The following is a 19,503-nucleotide window of genomic DNA, read 5'->3' on the forward strand; positions in this document are numbered from 1 at the left end:
ATCCCTGTTCGAAGTATGATAGGAAAAGAAAGAACGTTGGAATCGATAGTTCACATGAGCGTTTGAGAAGCAAGACTTCCGGTTAAGGAATAGTAACGTTCATATTAAGGAGAGATGTTACCTATGAAGAACGCGACAAAACAATGGAAACTAGGAATGATCGGTGCAGTTGTTGCTTTACTTGGTATGATTGTGCTGACTACATATTTACTTACCCCTGCGAATGCTCAAGGTAGTACGGACGCTCAACAAACTTCTGCGAAAGAAGCTCAAGTTGCAAACTCCGAGATGTTTACAGCCTATGTTGAAGGTATGCATATAGAAGACGGCAAATTGTTTATGACAGTGGACAAGATTGGCTGGTATCAGGGTGAAGAAGCTGATGCGATTTTTGCACAGCGCAATCCGGAAGCAGGTATAGACGGTGCTCCAGATGGTTACTATATTGTCAATGACAGCAAAGAGCAGGAACAAGTTGAAGTTAGTGCCAATGCTGAAGTGTTGATGCAGTTGTATGATCGGGATGGTACGATGCAGGGCGCAGACATTCAGTGGAATGAACCTGTGACATTATCCAAGTTCGAATCGTTGTATGAGAATACCCGTATTCTTGATCTGTCCGTATTCCCGTATCATCTGACGGTGCAGGACGGAAAAGTTACTAAAATTGTGCAACAATACATCCCATAAAATATGATGAAATTCATCAAAAAGCATTCCTCCTGTTCATTGGAACGGTGAGGGATGCTTTTTGGTTATGACAAATTCATGAAAGCGATTGTAATTAATGGTAGGTACATGTATCATTATTGGAATGGCGTTTTTACATAGTTCAGGAGGAGCCTCATGCTTAAAGACATGATTGCATTAACTAAGCCCGGACTTCTAAGGTTAAATGTGTTTGCGGTGGCGGTAGGATTCTGGGTAGCTTCAAAATGGGATATCAACTGGTTATCTCTGCTCATGGTCGTGATTGGATCAACTTTGGTTATTGCTTCAGCTTGTGTTATCAACAATTATTGGGATCGTGAATTGGACCAAAAGATGGAGCGCACCAAAAAAAGGATGGATTACATTAACCATCTGAAGCCAGGGTTTGTACTTGGCTATGGCATTATCCTTGGTGTTGTGGGACTAGCAGTACTATTTTTCCTGGTGAACCCGTTATCAGGCTGGATGGCACTACTTGGGTGGTTCGCTTACATCGTGATTTACACGATGTGGTTGAAACGCAGTTCGACGTGGAGCACGTCACTGGGTGGAATTGCAGGAGCAATGCCGCCTGTCATCGGTTATACGTCTGTAACCAATGAGATTGATGCAGGTGCCTGGCTGCTGTTTGCACTATTATTCTTGTGGCAACCACCACACTTCTGGTCATTGGGTATTCGCCGGGTAGAGGAGTATCGTGCTGCTGGCTTCCCGTTGTTGCCAGTGGTTAAAGGGGTGAAACGCACCAAGTTTCAGATGATTCCTTATGTTTTTCTGCTGCTTCCTGCTGTATTTCTGTTGTATTATTACGACTACTTAGGTCTGGTATTTCTGATTGTATCTCTGGTCGGTGGACTGATCTGGTTTGTGCATACCCTTAGCGGACTGAAGACACAGGATGATGAGAAGTGGGCAAAAGTAAACTTTTTGATCTCGGTGAACTATCTCATGCTCGTATTTATTGTTATGGTAGCGAATACGGTATGGTCATAATTAGACGATGAACTTATCGTTTTCAGAGAGATTTTCAGCTTAAACTAGCTGGCTGCATCGAATGAAAAAGCACACTGCGGAATAGAGTTTGGACAACCTTGAGTTGTTACAACATATTCTCTAGGGTGCTTTTTTGGTATAATAAAACAATTGAATCATATAAGTGGAAATTATAATGCAAGATGGGAAGTGACAGCATGAGTAATTTGGAACAGGCCGTGCGATGGAGAGAAGAAGGCAAGGTGCAGGAAGCGATTGAACTACTGCAAGAAATAACAATGCAGGAACCCGAGAATGCGAATGTCTGGTACCAACTGGCTTGGGCACATGATTCGCTTGGATTGGAGCGGGAAGCTGTCCCGCATTATGAGAAGGCACTGAGTCTTGGACTTTCTGGTGAGGACAGAGCAGGTGCAATACTTGGACTAGGCAGTACATATCGAACGCTTGGACAGTATGAGCAGGCAAAGGTTTGGTTTGAAACGGGCTTGAAAGAATTCCCGGCGTACCGGGAATTTGAAGTTTTCTATGCCATGGTGCTCTACAATCTGGGTGAACATGCAGAAGCAATGCAAAGACTGCTCGTACAACTCGCGGACACATCAAATGATAAGAGAATAAACGACTATAAAAGAGCAATCCGTTTCTACGCAGATCAGCTGGATCGGGTGTGGGAATAGATCAAATACGCAGAAAAGGGAGATGGATGAATGAACTCCAATCAAGATCTGAAGCAGGTAAATGAAAGGTTGGATCAAATTGAGCAGAAATTGGATAACCTGGGAGGCAGCCATCAGAACAAACGCTCACCTGGCGTGCGCTTCCTGATTGGTTTTGGCATCACGATTGGGATTATATCTGTACTGATATTGACCCTCGGCGTTATCCAATTTGTGAGTAACGGATAGGAGAAATCGATCTTAACGACAGAGGTAGTGAGTTCTCCAAATTTACATAGCCGGACCAAGCCACTGTTGTACCTCTTCTATAAAACGTCGCGTAGCTGGTGATAGATTGCCCAAAGATGGGCAGGCCATGCCAATCGTACGATAAGGATCTCCAGTGAGTGGCACGAGCGCGAGTGAATCAGTATGATTTTGAAGTACCATTTCCGGCAGCAAACTGATTCCGAGACCATTACGGACCATCGCCATGATGGCTTGATCTTCTGCGACTTCATAGACGACATTGAGCTTAGCCGCATGCTGCCGGATCAGTCGTTCTATCTCGTTATCTCCGCCCCACTTGGGCAGAATAAAGGGTTGCTCCAGCAGAATATCAAACGAAACAGATTCCTCTGAGGCGAGAGGATGATCCAGAGGCAGGATACACATCATCCTGTCTTTTTGCAATGGGATCGTCTCAAAAGGTGATGAATCGCCGAGGGATAGAAATCCGAGATCGATGGCACCTCCAGCCAGCCAGCCCTCAATCTCAGCATAATCGCCCTCCCACAGCTTGATCTCAATTCCGGGATGACGCAGACGAAATTGTTTCAGGATGCCCGGCAACCATTGTGTGGAGACACTTGCGAAGGTACCAATACGCACCGTACCAATCTCCGCGCCGCGAATGAGGGAGATTTCCTGGTTCATCAGTTCCGTCCAGCGCAGAATCTCACGTGTGTATCCCAGAATGCGTTCCCCTTCAGCGGTAACCCGCACACCCGAGCGGCTGCGATGGAGCAGGGAAAAACCACATTCTGTCTCCAGACTGGCGATGGCATGGCTGACTGCGGATTGGGTGATGTTCAACGCTTCTGCCGCTTTGGTGAGACTGCCATATTCCACAACGGTATTCAATATTTCGTATTTGATCAGTGACATAAAAGATTCTGTTCCTTCCCTCATTTGATATATGAGTTTATTTCATATAATACATTATAAATATTCATTTTAATAATACAAAGAGATCGTTTATACTTGCCAAGGCGAGTTAGTTTGACGCACGATCACACAGATCAGAACACATAGAATGAAGGTTGAAGCAAGATGAATGGTGTACAGGTTAATCAAGGTCAGACAACAAGAAGAGCGGACATACAGATGCTGCTCGCAACGGTTATATGGGGATCTTCCTATCTGTTTATGAAATCGGGTCTGGAGTCCATGCAAGAATTGAATCTGGTCGCATTTCGTTTTGGAATTGCCTTTATTGCCGCAGGACTTCTTTTTCATCGGCGGTTGTTTAACATGGATCGCAGAACACTTGTGGCAGGCGCTATTATGGGGACAGCTTTATTCGCTGCATTTGTATTTATCACCTATGGTGTGCAACGAACAACGACATCCCAAGCGGGATTCCTGATAAGTTTGGCCGTTATTTTTGTACCGATCCTGACGACGATCCAGCATCGTCGTATGCCGGATAAACGATTGACACTCAGTATCCTGGTTGCAGTTACCGGGCTTGGCTTGTTGACGCTTCAGCATCAGCTTAGTCTGCACATGGGAGATATTCTGTGCATACTAGCAGCACTTGTGTATGCCATCTATATCATGATTGCTGGCAAGTTCACACCGAAGCATGATCCGTTAACATTAGGGACAGTTCAATTAGGTGTTGCAGCGATGTGGGGAATTGCAGCTACATTTATGCTGGAAACGCCACGTATGCCCGATACGGCTGAATCCTGGGCAGCCATTCTCGGGTTAGGTGTTTTGTGTAGCGGCTTGGGGTATATTCTGCAGACACTCGCGCAGCGTCATGCCTCTCCTACAAGAACAAGTCTGATTTTTTCACTCGAACCACTGTTTGCAGCAGCCTTTGCATTTACCTTTCAAGGGGAATCGCTAACGTTGCAAGGGTATGCGGGAGCAGCTTTGATGTTGGTCGGTGTTCTGATCACAGAGATCAAACTTCCACAGCCTATCTTCTGGCGCAGAAAACGCCCGGTTTTACAGTCGGAACTTGGCGATCAGGGAGTATCAGGCGTATAATTGGGGGACAAGGGTCCTTTCGTCATCTTCTATGGAAGGTGGGGAGAGGGCCTTTTTGGTTATGTCGCACACCTTGTGAAACAGATAAACTACTACCTAACAAAAACAGAATAACATAACCTTGTTTTGTTGATTTTTGTTTTTTATGCTACACTGAATGGAAAATTAGGAAAAACGGGTGAGTAGGATGGCCAAAAGAGTAACGATGCAGCAAATTGCGGATGCTGCGGGGGTATCCAAATTCGCAGTCTCCCGTGCGCTGACGGGCAAGCCTGGTGTGAGTGAGCATACACGCGAGATGATTGTCAGAACAGCGGGGCAGCTCGGGTATTTCAGAACTGAGCCTAAGCGTTATCCGGGGGAGACACAGATATCAACGGAGATGAAGCCAGAAGCGGAGCGACAAGGCACCATATTGATTTTGTTTCCCAACATTCGTTCTCAGAATCGAGCTTCCTTATACTGGGGGCCTGTGTTTGATGGTATTTCTGAGAGGTTGAATGAGAAGGGGATGGATATTTTAACGCTGACAGAACCCTCTTCAGATCGAATGTTCTCGGTCCTTAATCCCGAAGCAATCAGCGGAGTCATAACCGTGGGCACCATCTCGACATCGGTATTGCTGGAGATTTACAGACTGCGTATTCCGCTTGTCATGGTGGATCATGAAGACCCTGCCATATACGCAGACTCGGTTTTTACGGACAATATGAAATGTATGAAAGAACTGGTTCTCATGCTCGTTGGTAAAGGGTATAGAAGGTTCCAGTTTGCCGGACAACTGCCCGATGCAGCAAGTTTTAGAGAACGCTGGCTTGGATATCGTATGGTGCTGGAAGAGAAACAGTTGGAGGGGGAACAGCAAGACGGCTTGCTGGGACCAGAGTATGATCAGATCCGGAGATCCATTGCTGAAATGGAGCTGGAGGATATCCCTGAAGTTATCGTGTGTGCAAATGACCATACAGCTGTCATTGTCATTCAGGCACTCCAAAGTCGAGGCATTCAGGTGCCCGAACGTTGTGCCGTAACCGGATTTGACAATACGCAGACGGATGAACCCATTCTTGCTTCGGTACATATTAACAAAGAGAATCTGGGAACGAGAGCAGTAGACCAGCTATTGTGGCGGATCAAACACCTGGATGAACCTTATGAACGCAAGCTGATCTATTCGGAATTAATTATTCGTGATGAATATAACGCCAGTATACTGTAATGGGATATGAATTTACGGGCTCATTTTAACAATGATCATACGGGTAAATGAAATCAGGTGAAAGACATGGAGAGGTTAGAGCTTCATGTCTTTTTGGTATGCAGAAACCAAATAATAAATTAAATTACAAAACAGATTGACTATAAGAAGCATATCGTGTTAATTTTGTTTTGTAAGTTATTTGTTTTTATAATAACAAAACCTAACAAAATAATGTTTACCAACTCTAACAACAATGGAGGCTGTCATGAGCACAATACAATCACATGTTTTTCAGAATTGGACGTTCAAGGCTTGCGAAGATCAAGAGTGGATGCCGGCTCAGGTGCCCGGCTGTGTGCATACAGATTTGCTGAAGCTGGGCAAGATTCCAGATCCTTTTTATGGAACAAACGAGAAGGAAGTACAATGGATTGATAAGATAGATTGGGAATATCAGACGGAATTTGACGTTGCCGAAACGTTGTTCTCGCAGGAACATCTGGAACTGGTGTTTGATGGTCTGGATACATATGCTGATGTGTATGTGAATGAGGTGCATGTGTTATCAGCAGATAATATGTTCCGAGTATGGAAGGCAGATGTAAAGTCTGTATTGATGGGGAACGGCAACATTCTCCGAATACGTTTTCGGTCACCAATTCAGGAAGATCTGCCGAAGCTAGAGAAGCTCGGATATGCATTACCGGCATCGAATGATCAGTCCGATGTTGGCGGACTTGGCGACAAGAGAGTAAGTATTTTTGCACGTAAAGCCCCGTATCACTATGGTTGGGACTGGGGTCCGCGTTTTGTAACCAGTGGGATCTGGCGTGAAGCACGTCTTGAAGGTTGGACACAGGTACGAATCAATGATGTGTATATCCAGCAAAATGAAGTAAGCGCTACCTCAGCTTCATTAACTGCTGCTGTGGAAGTCGAGACATCACAAGCGGTAGATACGATTATTCGTATCGGCGCAGATGGACAGAGATGGGAAAGATCCGTATCACTACAACCCGGAACTCAGACTGTGGAGATTCCAATCTCCATGGATGAACCGAAACTGTGGTGGAGCCGTGGGCTTGGTGATCCGCATATGTACACCTTCCTTACCGAAGTGCTTCAAGGTGAGCGAGCTGTGGCTGAATCTACAGTGAAGACTGGGCTTCGTTCCATTCGCTTGGTACGTGACAAAGATGAAGCAGGAGCATCCTTTTATTTTGAATTAAACGGGGTTGCGGTCTTTGCCAAAGGGGCCAATCACATTCCAAATGATAGCTTCATCACTGAAATTACTCATGAACGTTATCGTCATGAGATCGTATCCGCAGCCGAGTCCAATATGAATATGCTGCGCGTGTGGGGTGGCGGAATCTATGAGCAGGATGTGTTCTACGAACTGTGTGATGAATACGGAATCCTAGTATGGCAAGACTTCATGTTTGCATGCAGCATGTATCCAGGAGATGAAGCGTTCCTGAACAGTGTGAGACATGAGGCGATTGATAATGTGAAACGTCTGCGCAACCATCCAAGTATTGCACTCTGGTGTGGGAACAACGAGATTGATTCGGCTTGGGCTCACTATGTTGAGAATGGTGGCTGGGGTTGGAAAAAGGAATTTACTGCCGAGCAGCGTGAAAGCATCTGGGCCGATTACGAAGCCATCTTCCATGATCTGCTGCCAGAAGTCGTTGAAGCGTATGCGCCAGGTGTGGATTACTGGCCTTCCTCACCACTGGTATCACTGACAGGGGATGAGACGCAACATGCGCACCCATCCACAGCTGAAGGGGATATCCACTACTGGGGCGTGTGGCACAATGTAGAACCATTCGAAAACTACAACGTGCATGTGGGTCGTTTCATGAGTGAATACGGATTCCAGTCTTTCCCGGAGTACAAGTCAGTACGCACTTATGCAGAAGAAGAGGATCTGGCTCTGGAATCGGAAGTCATGTTGGCTCATCAAAAGAATGGTGCAGGCAATCGTCTGATCAAACAGTACATGGATATGTACATGCATGAATCGAAGGACTTCCCATCGTTCCTGTATATGAGCCAGGTACTTCAGGCGGAAGCAATGAAGACAGCCATTGAAGCGCACCGTCGCCGCAAACCATTCTGCATGGGCACACTTTACTGGCAAATGAATGATTGCTGGCCGGTGGCTTCATGGGCAGGTATGGACTACCTTGGTCGCTGGAAAGCATTGCAATATTATGCGAAACGCAGCTTCAGCGATGTGTTGGTATCCGTAGATGGAACCAAAGAAGATACAACAGATATATATATCATCTCGGATCAATTACAACCTGTAAAAGGGCAATTACAGATTCGTTTGCTCGGGTTCGATGGAACGGTGTATCGTGATGAAACACATGACGTGACCTTGGCATCTAATACAGGTGATCGAGTGCTGTCATTACGTAACGCGGAATGGCTTGGAGGTCATGATACAGCTAACACGCTGCTGCGCCTGGATCTGAAACAGGAAGGTGCGGCGAATATCGTACAGGAACACTATTTTGTACCGTCCAAAGATCTTGCTCTGCAGCCTGCAAACATCAATGTAAGCGGGGGAGCGGATGAGAACGGCGTTCATCTGGTACTGGAAAGTGACGTGCTTGCTAAACAGGTATGGCTGTCTTCGGATGTGGAGGGTGTCTTCTCAGATAACTTCTTCGACTTGATTCCTGGCATTCCGGTGAAGGTGCAGTTCACTTCCAGAGAGGGATTGCAGTCTAATGATGTGATATCAAATCCGGGACCAATCGAGGTTCGATCCATGATTGATTTTATTCGTTTGACCTAGAAGACACGGTTGGAGTCTCTCGTAAGAGAGATTTCAACCGTTTTTTATTGAAACCTGACCTCATTTATATATCGTAATGGTTTCGTAATACTTCGCTTAGAGAATCGTAAGCTGTCTTGCTTATTGTAATCCATGTAAGTAATAAACGAATGGAGAGTGATAAGAATGATGAAAACAAATAAGAGCAAAAAAGTGATGGTAGCAGCGGTATTGATGATGTCTATGGCCTTTTCTGGATTGGCAAGTGCTGCAGATATGAAAACGATTAAAAAGGATGGCATGGAGCTTGTTCAATTGAGACAGGCGGCGAAAATGTATGATTACAGCATTATGTGGGACAGCAAGGATAGATCTGTAACTCTGATGTATATGGGCAAAATGGACGACAAGATGATGAAAGACGACACCATGATGGAAGACGACATGAAGATGAAAGACGACAAAATGATGGAAGATGACATGATGATGAAAGATGACAAAATGATGGAAGATGACATGATGATGAAAGACGACATGATGATGGAAGAAACGATGATGCCTGCGGGAAAAACGATTAAATTGTGGATTGGATCGAAAAAAATCATGGTAGACGGTATGCAAGTTAACTTGAAATCGATGCCTGTCATCCATGATGGGAATACGTATGCGGCTGAGTCAGTAATTAAACAGTACATGATACCCGCCATGGGAATGAAGTAATTTAAGGGCTAAGCATCGCCATCACCATATGATATGATTGGCTCAAATGTATTTTCTGGAATATGGGGTGGGTTCGTTTGAATGAATGTGTACTTGTTGCTGATGATGATACAAATATTACGGACGTTTGTCGCAGGTATCTGGAACGGGAAGGTTATCTTGTCGTGACGGCTAAGGACGGTTTGGAGGCTATTGAGCTGTGGCACAGCCAAACGCCAAGCTTGATTGTGCTCGACCTGATGATGCCACATAAGAATGGCTGGGAGGTTTGCAACGAGATTCGGCAAACCGAGGATGTGCCCATTGTAATGCTGACGGCCCGGGGTGAGGAACAGGACCGTCTGATGGGACTGACGATGGGGGCGGATGATTATCTGACCAAACCTTTTAGTCCGAGAGAACTTGTCTTACGTGTAAAGGCAATCCTGCGGAGAATGCGAATTGCGCAGGCATCACCTGTTACAACTTCTGAATATACGATCAATTATGAAGGGCTTACCATTGATTTTACCAAGCGTGAAGTGCACATCAGCGGGCAGGCCATTGAATTGACCGTTACAGAGTTTGAGATGTTGTATTTGCTGGCAAGTCACCCGGGTCAGGTGTTCTCCCGTAACCAGATGTTAAGCAAGATTTGGGATTTTAGCTACGAGGGAGATACAACAACGGTGACTGTACATGTTCGGAGATTACGCGAGAAGATCGAACAGAATCCTTCTGATCCAAAATATATTAAAACAGTTTGGGGCATAGGCTACAAGTTTGCGGGTGGCAGTTCATGAAACTTCGCACATACTTGGTGTTGTCCAGTCTCACAGGCATTGGCGTATTATTAATTTGTTTGTTCATCAGTTATTCCAAAATGCTGCTTACGATCGAACAATTGTATTGGTTATCGGCTATAACGGCAGGGGTAGGCTTGCTTTCGTTTATACTTCAATATTTGCTGACTAAGCCATTAGAGAAATCAATTGCGCGAATTACACAGCAGACAATACGAATTGCCGAAGGGGATTTCCATACGGAAGTCCCTCTCATCGGTACGCAGGAATTTAAGCTCTTGGCACAGCAATTTAATGAAATGAGTTCCAAGCTGAAGGAAAGCTTTGATCATCTGCATCACTCAGAAACTGCCAGACGAGAGTTGATCGCCAATGTTTCCCATGATTTACGGACTCCCTTGGCATCCATTCAGTCATTCGTCGAAGCGTTGGAGGATGATGTCATTAAGGATAAAGAAACCTTTCAACGTTACCTGAACACGATACGACTTGAGACGAAGCGTTTGGGAGGGCTTATTCAAGACTTGTTTGAATTATCCAGCCTGGAAGCGCAAGGGGAGGTATTCGACCCTCAGCCTTGTCACGTTGATGAGTTGCTGCTCAGTACGTTGGAGAGTTTTTCGTTTCATCTCGCCGAGAAAACGCTGAACGTTGAAATCGATTTGCCCGATAAATTACCAGCCGCGGTCATGATGCCTGCACAAATGAAGCGGGTCCTTTCCAATTTGCTGCAAAATGCCATTCAATACTCTCCTGTTGAAGGAAAAATCATTCTGGCTGCCGAAGAGAAGGGGCCGTTTATACGAATTTCAGTTACGGATGAAGGGGAAGGCATTGAAGCCGAGGAAACTTCACGTATATTTGAACGTTTTTATCGAATTGACAAATCACGTAGCAAGAGTAATGGGGGGGCCGGGCTTGGCCTTGCCATCGCTCAATCAATTATGGAACTCCATGGTGGCGAGATCGGGGTTCAGAGTACAAAAGGAGAAGGGAGCTGCTTCTGGTTCACGCTTCCGATCTACGTCAGTCGTTAACCTTGGTTAATCAAACGTAGTATTTATTCAGGTGGTGAATGACTTGACCAGTGATTTGGTTTTTCTTTTCGGGGTTTTTGGTGCAGGATTGTTATCGTTTTTTGCGCCATGTATTCTGCCGCTGATCCCGGTATACGTGTCTTATCTATCCGGAAGCATGGTCAACGGTACGAATCAGCAGCAGCCTGACACCAATTCGGTTCGGTTGCGGTCCACACTTGTTTTGCGGACATTTTTATTTGTTCTTGGGCTGTCCCTGGTATTTGTTTTACTCGGTTTTGGTTCCGGCATCGTTGGTAATTTGATCTCAAGTCCTGTGTTTATTGCGATTTGCGGAGCCATCGTGGTGCTTTTTGGGATTTATCAAACCGGGTTGATCCGACTATCCTGGCTGGAACGGGAGAGAAAGCTGTCAAACGATCATGCCAGACGAGGAGGGTATGTCGGAGCGTTCCTGTTGGGTCTAACGTTTAGTTTTGGCTGGACGCCTTGTATCGGGCCTGTGCTGGCGGCCATTCTTGGTATCGCAGCAGGAGAAGGCTCTCCACTGTATGGCGGGTTTCTCATGTTCCTGTATACCCTTGGGTTAGCGATTCCTTTTCTGATTCTGTCCGTTTTTTCGGAATATGTTATGAAGCGGATACGTCGTTTATACAGGTACATGGGCGTCATCAAAATAACTTCCGGCTGTATTCTTATTGTCATGGGACTATTGTTAATGACAGACCGGCTAAACAGCTTGGTGACCTGGTTTCAATAATCATTGGAGGAATTTGGTATGAAGATGGCACGGAAATGGATGGTATCTGTAATCGTATTTGCTGGAACCCTGTTGATCTTGAGCGCATGTGGATCACAGCAAACTGAATCAAAACAAACGGGGTCATCATCAACCCCAGCATCAACATCCGATATGAGTTCGTCAACGATGATGAACAAGGGAGAGACAGCTCCTGAATTTTCATTGCGTGATCTGAAAGGAAACACGGTTGGACTTTCTGATGTTCAAGGCAAGAAAGTGTATGTGAAATACTGGGCTTCCTGGTGTTCCATCTGCCTTGCGGGTTTGGAAGACCTGAACAATCTGGCTGGTCAAAACAATGATTTTCAAGTCATTACGATTGTGACGCCAGACTACAAGGGAGAGAAATCCTCCCAAGCGTTTACTGAATGGTTTGACCAACAGCCATATGATAACATAACTGTTCTTTTGGATGAGAAAGGTGTATGGGCCAAGGAATTTGGCGTAAGAGCATATCCTAGTTCCTTTTATATTGGCTCTGATGGTATTTTAACGAAATCGCAGCCAGGGCATGCATCCAATGAACAGATCATGGAATCATTACAAGAGATTTTGTGAGAAAGGAGGAAGTGTCATGAAAAGGACGCTGCTGGGCCTGTGCCTCCTTGTTATAGCGATAGTTGTGTCTGCTTGTGGAAACAGGGCTGAGAGCCATTCAGCTTCATCTTCGATATCCACTCAACCTGTCAAGGCATCGAGTGTCTCCGAGGAAAACCTGAGTAACCTGTACTTGGCAGGAGGCTGTTTCTGGGGTGTGGAGGCATATATGGCTCGTATTCCGGGGGTTCAGGATGTGACTTCCGGTTATGCCAACGGTGAAGGAGAGAATCCAACCTATGAGGATGTTATTCGCGGGGAGCAGGGGTTTGCGGAGACTGTTCATGTAAAATATGATCCGCAGCAAGTATCTTTGCAGAAACTGCTTGAATCTTATTTTCGAGTTATTGATCCTACCAGCTTGAATAAGCAGGGCAATGATCGTGGCGTTCAGTATCGGACTGGCATATATTATACGTTGCCTGAAGATGCCAAAATCATCGAGCAGGCTGTAGCGGTAGAGCAAGAAAAATATGACCAACCCATTTTAACGGAAGTGATGCCTCTGCAGAATTATTATTTGGCGGAGGAGTACCATCAGGATTATTTGGAAAAAAATCCGAACGGATATTGTCACATTGATATGACTGTTTTGGATGACCTGGAGATTAGAATTGATCCCGCTCAATATCCACGTCCAACAGATGAACAATTAAAGGAACGTTTAACAGACGAACAGTATGCGGTCACGGTAAACAATGATACGGAGCATGCGTTCAGTAACGAATACTGGGATAATGAGGAGCCCGGTCTGTATGTGGATATTGCAACGGGAGAGCCGTTATTCACCAGTCGAGATAAGTATGATTCCGGTTGCGGGTGGCCGAGTTTTACAAAACCGATTGTACCTGAGGTTGTTACCTATACAACGGATACGAGCTTTGGTATGGACCGCACGGAGGTACGAAGCCGGGCAGGTGACATCCACCTCGGGCATGTGTTCGATGATGGTCCCGAAGATCGTGGTGGCAAACGTTACTGCATTAACAGTGCATCGATCCGCTTTATTCCGCTAGACAAGATGGAGGAAGAACGATACGGATATTTATTGTCTATTGTCGAGTAGAGAAGGGCAGCTGACTTTATCAAAACATAATAAGGCCATAATCTTAGAACGGTTGAGATCTCTCTATGAGGGATTTCGACCGTTTTTTATTTTGCAGCATCTAACAAAAACGAAGGTAGGCTTCAAAGATGGTTGCATCATTGTTATAATTGATAATCATTATCAATTATAGGTGGATTTTTAGTCACAATGCTAAGGTATTGTGTGTGTTTGTCGCTTAGGAGAGGGAGTTTATATGGGAATTCAGAATGACATCAAGCTGTGGGATCAGGTCCAGGTTCGCGTGCTTGATGTGCGTCTTATATCACTCGCAACACACGAGTTCATACGCAATTATGTGTTACCGACGAGTGCATTTGTGTATGTTCAAGGCAGGGGGCAGGTCTGGCTTGATGAAGAGGTATGGACTACAAACCAGTTCTTGTTGTTGCATGGGGGAAAAGGAAGACGTCTAACACTTGAAGCGACAGGGGTAATGGAGGTACATCTGATTTTGTACAAATCAACCTTGCCCTCCAACGTGCTTGTGGAGTACCGAATGATGTTGAACCAGCGTAATCCGTTTGAAGAGTCCTGGGCGACAGTGCCGGATCATACACTTGAGCTGCGTGAGCTTGTGCGGAATATACATGAATGCTGGTCAGGGCAGGTGCGAGTGAGCAAAATTCAGGTCAAAGTGTATTTTTTTCAACTGGTACAGCTTGTCTTGTTACAGCGGAGTCGCATGTCTAACGAATTTGAACAGCCTTCGCTTACCGATCAGGTTTTGCGATATATCAAAGCTCATTACCGGGAATCCATCTCACTTGATTTGCTTGCCCAGTCCTTGAGTTACAGTCCGCAATATTTATCACGCAAATTCAAGGAACAGACGGGATGTACACCGACAGAATATGTAATTCGGTTACGAATGGGTGAGGCAAGGAGTCTGCTTGCGTCCACAGAAGCTTCATTACAGGAGATTGCTGCGTATGTGGGTTATATGGACCCGTTTTATTTCAATCGTATATTCAAAAAAGAGATCGGTATCACACCGGGGCAATATCGGTTGAAGCAGCAGGAAAACTCGAAATCAGTTTCAAAAAGTACATTAAATGCAACAAATCAATCCATTGTAACAGGAGGGGATGAACGTTATCCTTTAATTGATGATGATAATCATTATCAATATAAGGGAGATGAGGAAATCAACATGTTTAACCATTTTAAATCAGCGATTATGTCGCTTGCGCTTGTACTCACATTGAGTGCTTGTGGAACAACTCAGCAGGGGGCAGAAACATCCGAAGTTGCGGCTGAACCCGAACAACCGGCAGTCGTGGAGACCCAAATGGTAAATACGACCTTTGGTGAGGTAGAGATTCCTGCACATCCGGAGCGAGTTGCTGCCATAGATTATCTGGGAACGGTACTTGCTCTTGGTGTCAAACCGATTGGTGGAGGCCAATTTCTAATGAACAGTCCTTATCTGGAAGGTCACATGGATGGTCTTGAAACGATAGGGGATTCCGTTGAACAATTGATGGAGCTGGAACCTGATCTCATTATTACATTGAATCCGGACAAGGCGGCTTATGAGAAATATAGCAAGATTGCTCCGACCGTTTCGATCGCATCCATCACTTTTCCGACACTGAAGGACGAAGTGAACTATTTCGGTAAAGTCCTTGGCAAAGAAGCGGAAGCAGAGAAGTGGCTGGCTGATTTTGATGAGGAGATTGCCAAAATCAAGCAGGAGGTGCAGAGTGTTGTTCCAGCTGATGCTACATTCTCCGTTATGCAGGAATATGATCGCCAAGTCTTCATTTTTGGCAATCAGTCGGGCCGGGGAGGGCGTAACATCTACGAATTGCTTGGTTTGCAAGCACCAAAGAACATTCCATCCGAGTTGATGCAGGGCGCCTATCATGAATTCTCCATAGAACTGCTCTCCAAATACGCTGGAGATTACATTGTGCTGACCAGCAAGTCTCAGTTGAAAGACCTTCAGGCAGATCCGATCTGGGGTTCATTGCCTGCTATCAAAAATGGAAAAGTGTACATATGGACGGAAGAACAATCCTGGTTCCGTGACCCTATTGCCTTGTTGAAACAGACACAGGATCTGGCTGAATGGATTATTGGACTTAATACACCGTCTGAATAAGGAACTTCAAAAAACCGTGCCGCCCAGTTTGCTGAGCAGCACGGTTTTCATTTTCTTATGTAGGACTGAACAGTAGAGGGGATTAGGGCCTGTACGGAGATGAAATAATAGTGTGGTGTGATTACCGTATAAGAGTTTATTCGCTCTTTTGTTCGTTCTGAATTTCTTGCAGATCCTCCAGTTGCAGTGTGAGGTCATTCTCGGGGTTTGCGCTCACAATGACTTCTGACTGTGATTGTTGCTGACCAGGCTGATTCGACTTGGCGGCAGGTTTAATCACGTAGAGACTTTGATCGGAGTTGAGCAGGCTGGCAGGGGTGTCTTCATACGTTTCCAGGAAGAGTACATAGTCTTTGGTAGGAATCAGCTTGAGGTTGTCATCATTAATAATCTCGGTGTTACCAAGTTGTCCCCCAAGTTGCTTCACTTCAAGTTTTTCCCCGGCAGTGTAACCGCCCTTATAGGATTCAGCGACCTGAATCGTGTGGATCGTATAGATTTTGTCAAAAGAAGCTGGCTCTCCGCCCGGATCGGACGCAGGGTTTAACTCGTTTTCATTGGCAGCATCAATAACTTGTACGATATCGTTTAAAGCTTCCACACGAGTCTCAACAACACTGCCTTTCACAATGGTATTTGCTCTCTCGGACAGGTCGCCAATGCTGCCATAACTCGGGTGATCTTCAGAAGCAATAATGGTCATGGGTGCATCGGATGGGGACGCGGTAGGTGTAACAGAAGAACATCCAACAGCAGATAAAATGAAAATGGAAGAGAGAAGCAGCGTTAATACTCGATTTTTGTTCATGGACAGGAATCCTCCTTGGATTTTTGGGATAAGTTCGTAGCGGATTAGTACTTGGATTTTACGTTATTGATATCAAAAGTTTGGGGTTGGGTCATGGAATTGCGGTTACGGGAGTAAGACATAATGGAAGGACTACTTGTTGTCGGGTTGTCACCGAGCCAGATGGAGTGTCCGAGTTCGTGGACAAATACGCTTTGAATGAAGTTGGATAAGTTAGTCGCGTCAGGGGTGATTGTGGATGCATTGAGTTCGATGCGGAAGCTTACGACTTGACTGCCGGATACGGAGGCGTAGTTGACACCATATGCTGTATTATTGAAGTTTCCTGCGGTGATGATGTTTGGGGAGTTACTTGTTTTGGTGAATTTAACTTTGGCACCTGCATTGTTCCAGTTGGTAAGGGAAGTGTCCATGGGAGTCTGCCATGCGGCGGCGTAATTATACGTACGAATGGGGATGGTGGTGCTGGGATAACCGTAGGTCAGAAAGGTTGCCGCATAGATGGTACTGCCAAACATCGCAATCGCTGAGAACAACATGATGCTCATCAAAAACTTCCTTTTCATACTTAAAACCTCCAATAAATGTATTTTATTCTCTATTATAGTAACAAGTAATATTGGAGTTGAAATGAGTCCGAGGTCGTTGTTTTTGTCGTGAAAAACATGAAATATATCTTGATCCGACCCTAATGGTGTCAAAATAAGTCATTTCCTGTTCAATGTTCATGAATAATTTCCCTAAAATTACAAACAATACGTTCAACTTCTCATAGGGAAAGGTAGTGCTTGAACATGTGCAACCGTTTTTCATTGGCAGCCGATTTGGACGATGTCAGAGATCATTTCAAGATTCAGCGAGTGATGTATTATTACAAAAACCGATACAATATCAGTCCAACCCAGCATACGCCGATTATTTTGCATCAGGATGGTGAGCGTGTACTGGATGAGTTCCGGTGGGGGTTCATTCCATTCTGGGGGCGTGATGCCGTTAACGCAAACCTCATGACGGTGCATGAGAATCCTTCCTATTACAAACTGGTAGAGACCAAGCGCTGCGTTATTCCCTGCAATGGATTATATTACTGGCGGCAAGAGGGCAAAAAAAGTTATGCGGTTCGTGTTGTTATGCCGGATCGTGGCCTGTTTGGGATTGCTGGGTTATATGAGGTGTGGAGAGATACACGGAAAGAGCCGCTTCGGACCTGCACGATGCTTATGACAGGCGCAAATATGGTTACACGCGAGTTTGGCAGTAAAATGCCAGCGATCCTTTCCGAAGAAGAGATCAACACCTGGCTTGACCCGGCAAATACACGGGTGACTCAGTTGTTACCGCTATTGAAATCGTATAACAGTACAGAGATGAATCTGTATCCAGTAACCCCAATGGTCGCCAACGATGAACACGATTGTTACGAATGCGTAGAAGAGATGGATCAGAAGCTGGCTTACGTTCGGAGTTTCTGAGTATCCTTTGGAAGATGTGAAGAAAATGAAGAGGGCTGAGAGTCTGGAGACACTCTGCTCTTTTTTTCCTTTCTGAAAATGAAAAGTTGCAATTGCAGTGAAACGTAACTATAATCATTACAGTAAGCGAACGCATATATTCATATATCTATTAAAAGAGATATTTATAATCAGGAGGGAACCACGAATGAATCCAAAGTTTAACCAGATGTTTGAACAAGTGTCACTACCGACTGGCATTACACTGAAAAACCGTATCGTGCTCGCTCCCATGACTCATATGTCCTCGAATGCTGATGGTACGATATCCGACGCTGAACTTGCTTATTATGCACGTCGCACCGGTGGTGCGGGCATGTCAATTACGGCTGTAGGGCATGTAACAGAGACAGGCATTGGTTTCCCGGCTCAATTTGGCGTATATGACGACCGCTTCATTCCTGGTCTGAAAAAACTGGCTGATACCATGAAACAACAGGGCTCCGTAGCTGTATTGCAAATTTTCCATGCGGGCCGTCTGACTCCTGAACAAGCTGTACCTGCGGGTCAAGTAGTTGCTCCTAGTGCGGTTGCAAGTGAGCGTCCGGGCTCTCCTGAACCAAGAGAGTTGACGGATGCCGAGATTACTTCGATTATCAAAGACTTTGGTGAAGCGACACGTCGTGCAATCGAAGCCGGCTTTGATGGTGTTGAGATTCACGGTGCTAATGGTTATCTGATCCAGCAATTCTTCTCCCCGCATTCCAACCGACGTGAAGACCGTTGGGGTGGTAGTGTCGAGAAACGTCTGACATTCCCACTTGCTGTAGTGGATGAGATTCAGAAAGTGGTTGCCGAACATACCAAACTGCCGTTCATCATTGGTTACCGTTTCTCCCCGGAAGAACCGGAAACACCGGGACTCACAATGGAAGATACGTATGCACTGGTGGATGCGCTGAAAGATAAAAATCTGGATTACCTGCACGTTTCCCTGAACGAATTCTGGTCCAAGCCAAGACGTGGCGAAGCAGATACACGTTCTAGAATGGAATTCATCCTGGATCGTGTGAACGGCAAATTGCCTGTGATCGGTGTAGGTTCGATTCATACGGCTGATCAGGCCGCTGAGGCGCTTCAAACGGGAGTACCTCTGCTTGCCATTGGACGTGAGCTGATTATTGAACCGGATTGGGTTGAGAAAATCGAGAGCGGACGGGAAGAAGATATTGAGACGATTCTGACCAAATCCGATCAGGAACGTCTGGTTATCCCTGACGGGTTGTGGAATGCAATCATCCACACACCGGGCTGGTTCCCTATGGCAGAAGATAAATAAGATACACTTCAGAACTGGAATGGAGGGGGCGAAAGCTCCCTCTTTTTGCACATGGTCCAAATTCTCCTTGTCATCGCTCTGTGGTATGATGGATGAACAGGATCAACTGGATAATCA

General features: G+C 45.5%; 19 protein-coding genes. 16 read left to right on the top strand and 3 right to left on the bottom strand.

The genetic code is table 11. The annotated features are described in order from the left end of the window. Positions 1–123 precede the first annotated feature (123 nt). From NSQ20_RS13755 to NSQ20_RS13770, 4 genes are all read left to right on the top strand, one after another. Positions 124–690, top strand: a complete 567-nt coding sequence (locus NSQ20_RS13755) for a hypothetical protein (protein ID WP_017688959.1) — start codon at positions 124–126, stop codon at positions 688–690. A gap of 156 nt (positions 691–846) precedes the next feature. Further along, entirely contained in the window at positions 847–1,704 is an 858-nt protein-coding gene (gene cyoE, locus NSQ20_RS13760; protein ID WP_340032742.1) for a heme o synthase, read from the top strand. Between the two features lie 197 nt (positions 1,705–1,901). Further along, a complete protein-coding gene (locus NSQ20_RS13765) occupies positions 1,902–2,384 on the top strand; it encodes a tetratricopeptide repeat protein (RefSeq protein WP_340032743.1) in 483 nt (160 codons plus the stop codon). Positions 2,385–2,414: 30 nt separating this feature from the next. Further along, positions 2,415–2,612, top strand: coding sequence for a hypothetical protein (locus NSQ20_RS13770; protein ID WP_340032744.1), 198 nt, complete (start codon positions 2,415–2,417; stop codon positions 2,610–2,612). Positions 2,613–2,654: 42 nt separating this feature from the next. Here the strand turns inward: NSQ20_RS13770 and NSQ20_RS13775 are convergent, their stop codons facing one another. Further along, positions 2,655–3,530 carry a LysR family transcriptional regulator gene (locus tag NSQ20_RS13775; RefSeq protein ID WP_340032745.1) on the bottom strand — a complete coding sequence of 292 codons (876 nt, stop codon included), beginning with the start codon at positions 3,528–3,530 and terminating at the stop codon, positions 2,655–2,657. Between the two features lie 165 nt (positions 3,531–3,695). Here NSQ20_RS13775 and NSQ20_RS13780 point away from each other — a divergent pair, with 165 nt between their 5' ends. The 10 genes from NSQ20_RS13780 to NSQ20_RS13825 all read left to right on the top strand — a co-directional run bounded on the left by NSQ20_RS13780 (position 3,696) and on the right by NSQ20_RS13825 (position 15,788). Beyond that, positions 3,696–4,643, top strand: coding sequence for a DMT family transporter (locus NSQ20_RS13780; protein ID WP_047842617.1), 948 nt, complete (start codon positions 3,696–3,698; stop codon positions 4,641–4,643). Between the two features lie 187 nt (positions 4,644–4,830). After that, a complete protein-coding gene (locus NSQ20_RS13785; RefSeq protein WP_100528793.1) occupies positions 4,831–5,862 on the top strand; it encodes a LacI family DNA-binding transcriptional regulator in 1,032 nt (343 codons plus the stop codon). A gap of 247 nt (positions 5,863–6,109) precedes the next feature. After that, positions 6,110–8,659 (top strand): glycoside hydrolase family 2 protein, encoded by a 2,550-nt coding sequence (locus NSQ20_RS13790; RefSeq protein WP_340032746.1) that lies wholly within the window; start codon positions 6,110–6,112, stop codon positions 8,657–8,659. 165 nt (positions 8,660–8,824) lie between these two features. Next, the gene (locus tag NSQ20_RS13795; protein ID WP_340032747.1) at positions 8,825–9,358 is read left to right on the top strand and encodes a hypothetical protein; all 534 of its coding nucleotides are present in this window, start codon (positions 8,825–8,827) and stop codon (positions 9,356–9,358) included. A gap of 77 nt (positions 9,359–9,435) precedes the next feature. After that, positions 9,436–10,140, top strand: coding sequence for a response regulator transcription factor (locus tag NSQ20_RS13800; RefSeq protein ID WP_017688950.1), 705 nt, complete (start codon positions 9,436–9,438; stop codon positions 10,138–10,140). Then, on the top strand, positions 10,137–11,177 hold the full coding sequence (locus tag NSQ20_RS13805; protein WP_340032748.1) for an ATP-binding protein: 1,041 nt from the start codon (positions 10,137–10,139) through the stop codon (positions 11,175–11,177). Before NSQ20_RS13800 ends, NSQ20_RS13805 begins: the two co-directional genes overlap by 4 nt. 34 nt (positions 11,178–11,211) lie before the next feature. Continuing rightward, positions 11,212–11,937 (top strand): cytochrome c biogenesis protein CcdA, encoded by a 726-nt coding sequence (locus NSQ20_RS13810; protein WP_338594921.1) that lies wholly within the window; start codon positions 11,212–11,214, stop codon positions 11,935–11,937. An 18-nt stretch (positions 11,938–11,955) separates the two neighbouring features. Next, entirely contained in the window at positions 11,956–12,537 is a 582-nt protein-coding gene (locus NSQ20_RS13815; RefSeq protein WP_340032749.1) for a redoxin family protein, read from the top strand. A 16-nt stretch (positions 12,538–12,553) separates the two neighbouring features. Further along, positions 12,554–13,642 carry a peptide-methionine (R)-S-oxide reductase MsrB gene (gene msrB / locus NSQ20_RS13820; protein WP_340032750.1) on the top strand — a complete coding sequence of 363 codons (1,089 nt, stop codon included), beginning with the start codon at positions 12,554–12,556 and terminating at the stop codon, positions 13,640–13,642. A gap of 235 nt (positions 13,643–13,877) precedes the next feature. Next, positions 13,878–15,788 (top strand): AraC family transcriptional regulator, encoded by a 1,911-nt coding sequence (locus tag NSQ20_RS13825; RefSeq protein WP_340032751.1) that lies wholly within the window; start codon positions 13,878–13,880, stop codon positions 15,786–15,788. Positions 15,789–15,924: 136 nt separating this feature from the next. Here NSQ20_RS13825 and NSQ20_RS13830 read toward each other — a convergent pair whose 3' ends face one another. Continuing rightward, positions 15,925–16,596: a hypothetical protein gene (locus NSQ20_RS13830; RefSeq protein ID WP_340032752.1), complete on the bottom strand. Its 672-nt coding sequence runs from the start codon at positions 16,594–16,596 to the stop codon at positions 15,925–15,927. Between the two features lie 44 nt (positions 16,597–16,640). Further along, positions 16,641–17,162 carry a hypothetical protein gene (locus NSQ20_RS13835; RefSeq protein ID WP_282321723.1) on the bottom strand — a complete coding sequence of 174 codons (522 nt, stop codon included), beginning with the start codon at positions 17,160–17,162 and terminating at the stop codon, positions 16,641–16,643. Positions 17,163–17,390: 228 nt separating this feature from the next. Here NSQ20_RS13835 and NSQ20_RS13840 point away from each other — a divergent pair, with 228 nt between their 5' ends. Continuing rightward, positions 17,391–18,068 (top strand): SOS response-associated peptidase, encoded by a 678-nt coding sequence (locus tag NSQ20_RS13840; protein ID WP_036608866.1) that lies wholly within the window; start codon positions 17,391–17,393, stop codon positions 18,066–18,068. Positions 18,069–18,255: 187 nt separating this feature from the next. Continuing rightward, a complete protein-coding gene (locus tag NSQ20_RS13845; protein WP_127546194.1) occupies positions 18,256–19,386 on the top strand; it encodes an NADH-dependent flavin oxidoreductase in 1,131 nt (376 codons plus the stop codon). Positions 19,387–19,503 lie beyond the last annotated feature (117 nt).

It is taken from the genome of Paenibacillus sp. FSL K6-1122, from assembly GCF_037977015.1.
GTDB lineage: Bacteria > Bacillota > Bacilli > Paenibacillales > Paenibacillaceae > Paenibacillus > Paenibacillus amylolyticus.

Coding starts and splice junctions, on each gene's coding strand:
- NSQ20_RS13755 (WP_017688959.1), top strand. CDS start 124: ATGAAGAACGCGACAAAACAATGGAAACTAGGAATGATCGGTGCAGTT.
- cyoE (WP_340032742.1), top strand. CDS start 847: ATGCTTAAAGACATGATTGCATTAACTAAGCCCGGACTTCTAAGGTTA.
- NSQ20_RS13765 (WP_340032743.1), top strand. CDS start 1,902: ATGAGTAATTTGGAACAGGCCGTGCGATGGAGAGAAGAAGGCAAGGTG.
- NSQ20_RS13770 (WP_340032744.1), top strand. CDS start 2,415: ATGAACTCCAATCAAGATCTGAAGCAGGTAAATGAAAGGTTGGATCAA.
- NSQ20_RS13775 (WP_340032745.1), bottom strand. CDS start 3,530: ATGTCACTGATCAAATACGAAATATTGAATACCGTTGTGGAATATGGC.
- NSQ20_RS13780 (WP_047842617.1), top strand. CDS start 3,696: ATGAATGGTGTACAGGTTAATCAAGGTCAGACAACAAGAAGAGCGGAC.
- NSQ20_RS13785 (WP_100528793.1), top strand. CDS start 4,831: ATGGCCAAAAGAGTAACGATGCAGCAAATTGCGGATGCTGCGGGGGTA.
- NSQ20_RS13790 (WP_340032746.1), top strand. CDS start 6,110: ATGAGCACAATACAATCACATGTTTTTCAGAATTGGACGTTCAAGGCT.
- NSQ20_RS13795 (WP_340032747.1), top strand. CDS start 8,825: ATGATGAAAACAAATAAGAGCAAAAAAGTGATGGTAGCAGCGGTATTG.
- NSQ20_RS13805 (WP_340032748.1), top strand. CDS start 10,137: ATGAAACTTCGCACATACTTGGTGTTGTCCAGTCTCACAGGCATTGGC.
- NSQ20_RS13815 (WP_340032749.1), top strand. CDS start 11,956: ATGAAGATGGCACGGAAATGGATGGTATCTGTAATCGTATTTGCTGGA.
- msrB (WP_340032750.1), top strand. CDS start 12,554: ATGAAAAGGACGCTGCTGGGCCTGTGCCTCCTTGTTATAGCGATAGTT.
- NSQ20_RS13825 (WP_340032751.1), top strand. CDS start 13,878: ATGGGAATTCAGAATGACATCAAGCTGTGGGATCAGGTCCAGGTTCGC.
- NSQ20_RS13830 (WP_340032752.1), bottom strand. CDS start 16,596: ATGAACAAAAATCGAGTATTAACGCTGCTTCTCTCTTCCATTTTCATT.
- NSQ20_RS13835 (WP_282321723.1), bottom strand. CDS start 17,162: ATGAAAAGGAAGTTTTTGATGAGCATCATGTTGTTCTCAGCGATTGCG.
- NSQ20_RS13840 (WP_036608866.1), top strand. CDS start 17,391: ATGTGCAACCGTTTTTCATTGGCAGCCGATTTGGACGATGTCAGAGAT.
- NSQ20_RS13845 (WP_127546194.1), top strand. CDS start 18,256: ATGAATCCAAAGTTTAACCAGATGTTTGAACAAGTGTCACTACCGACT.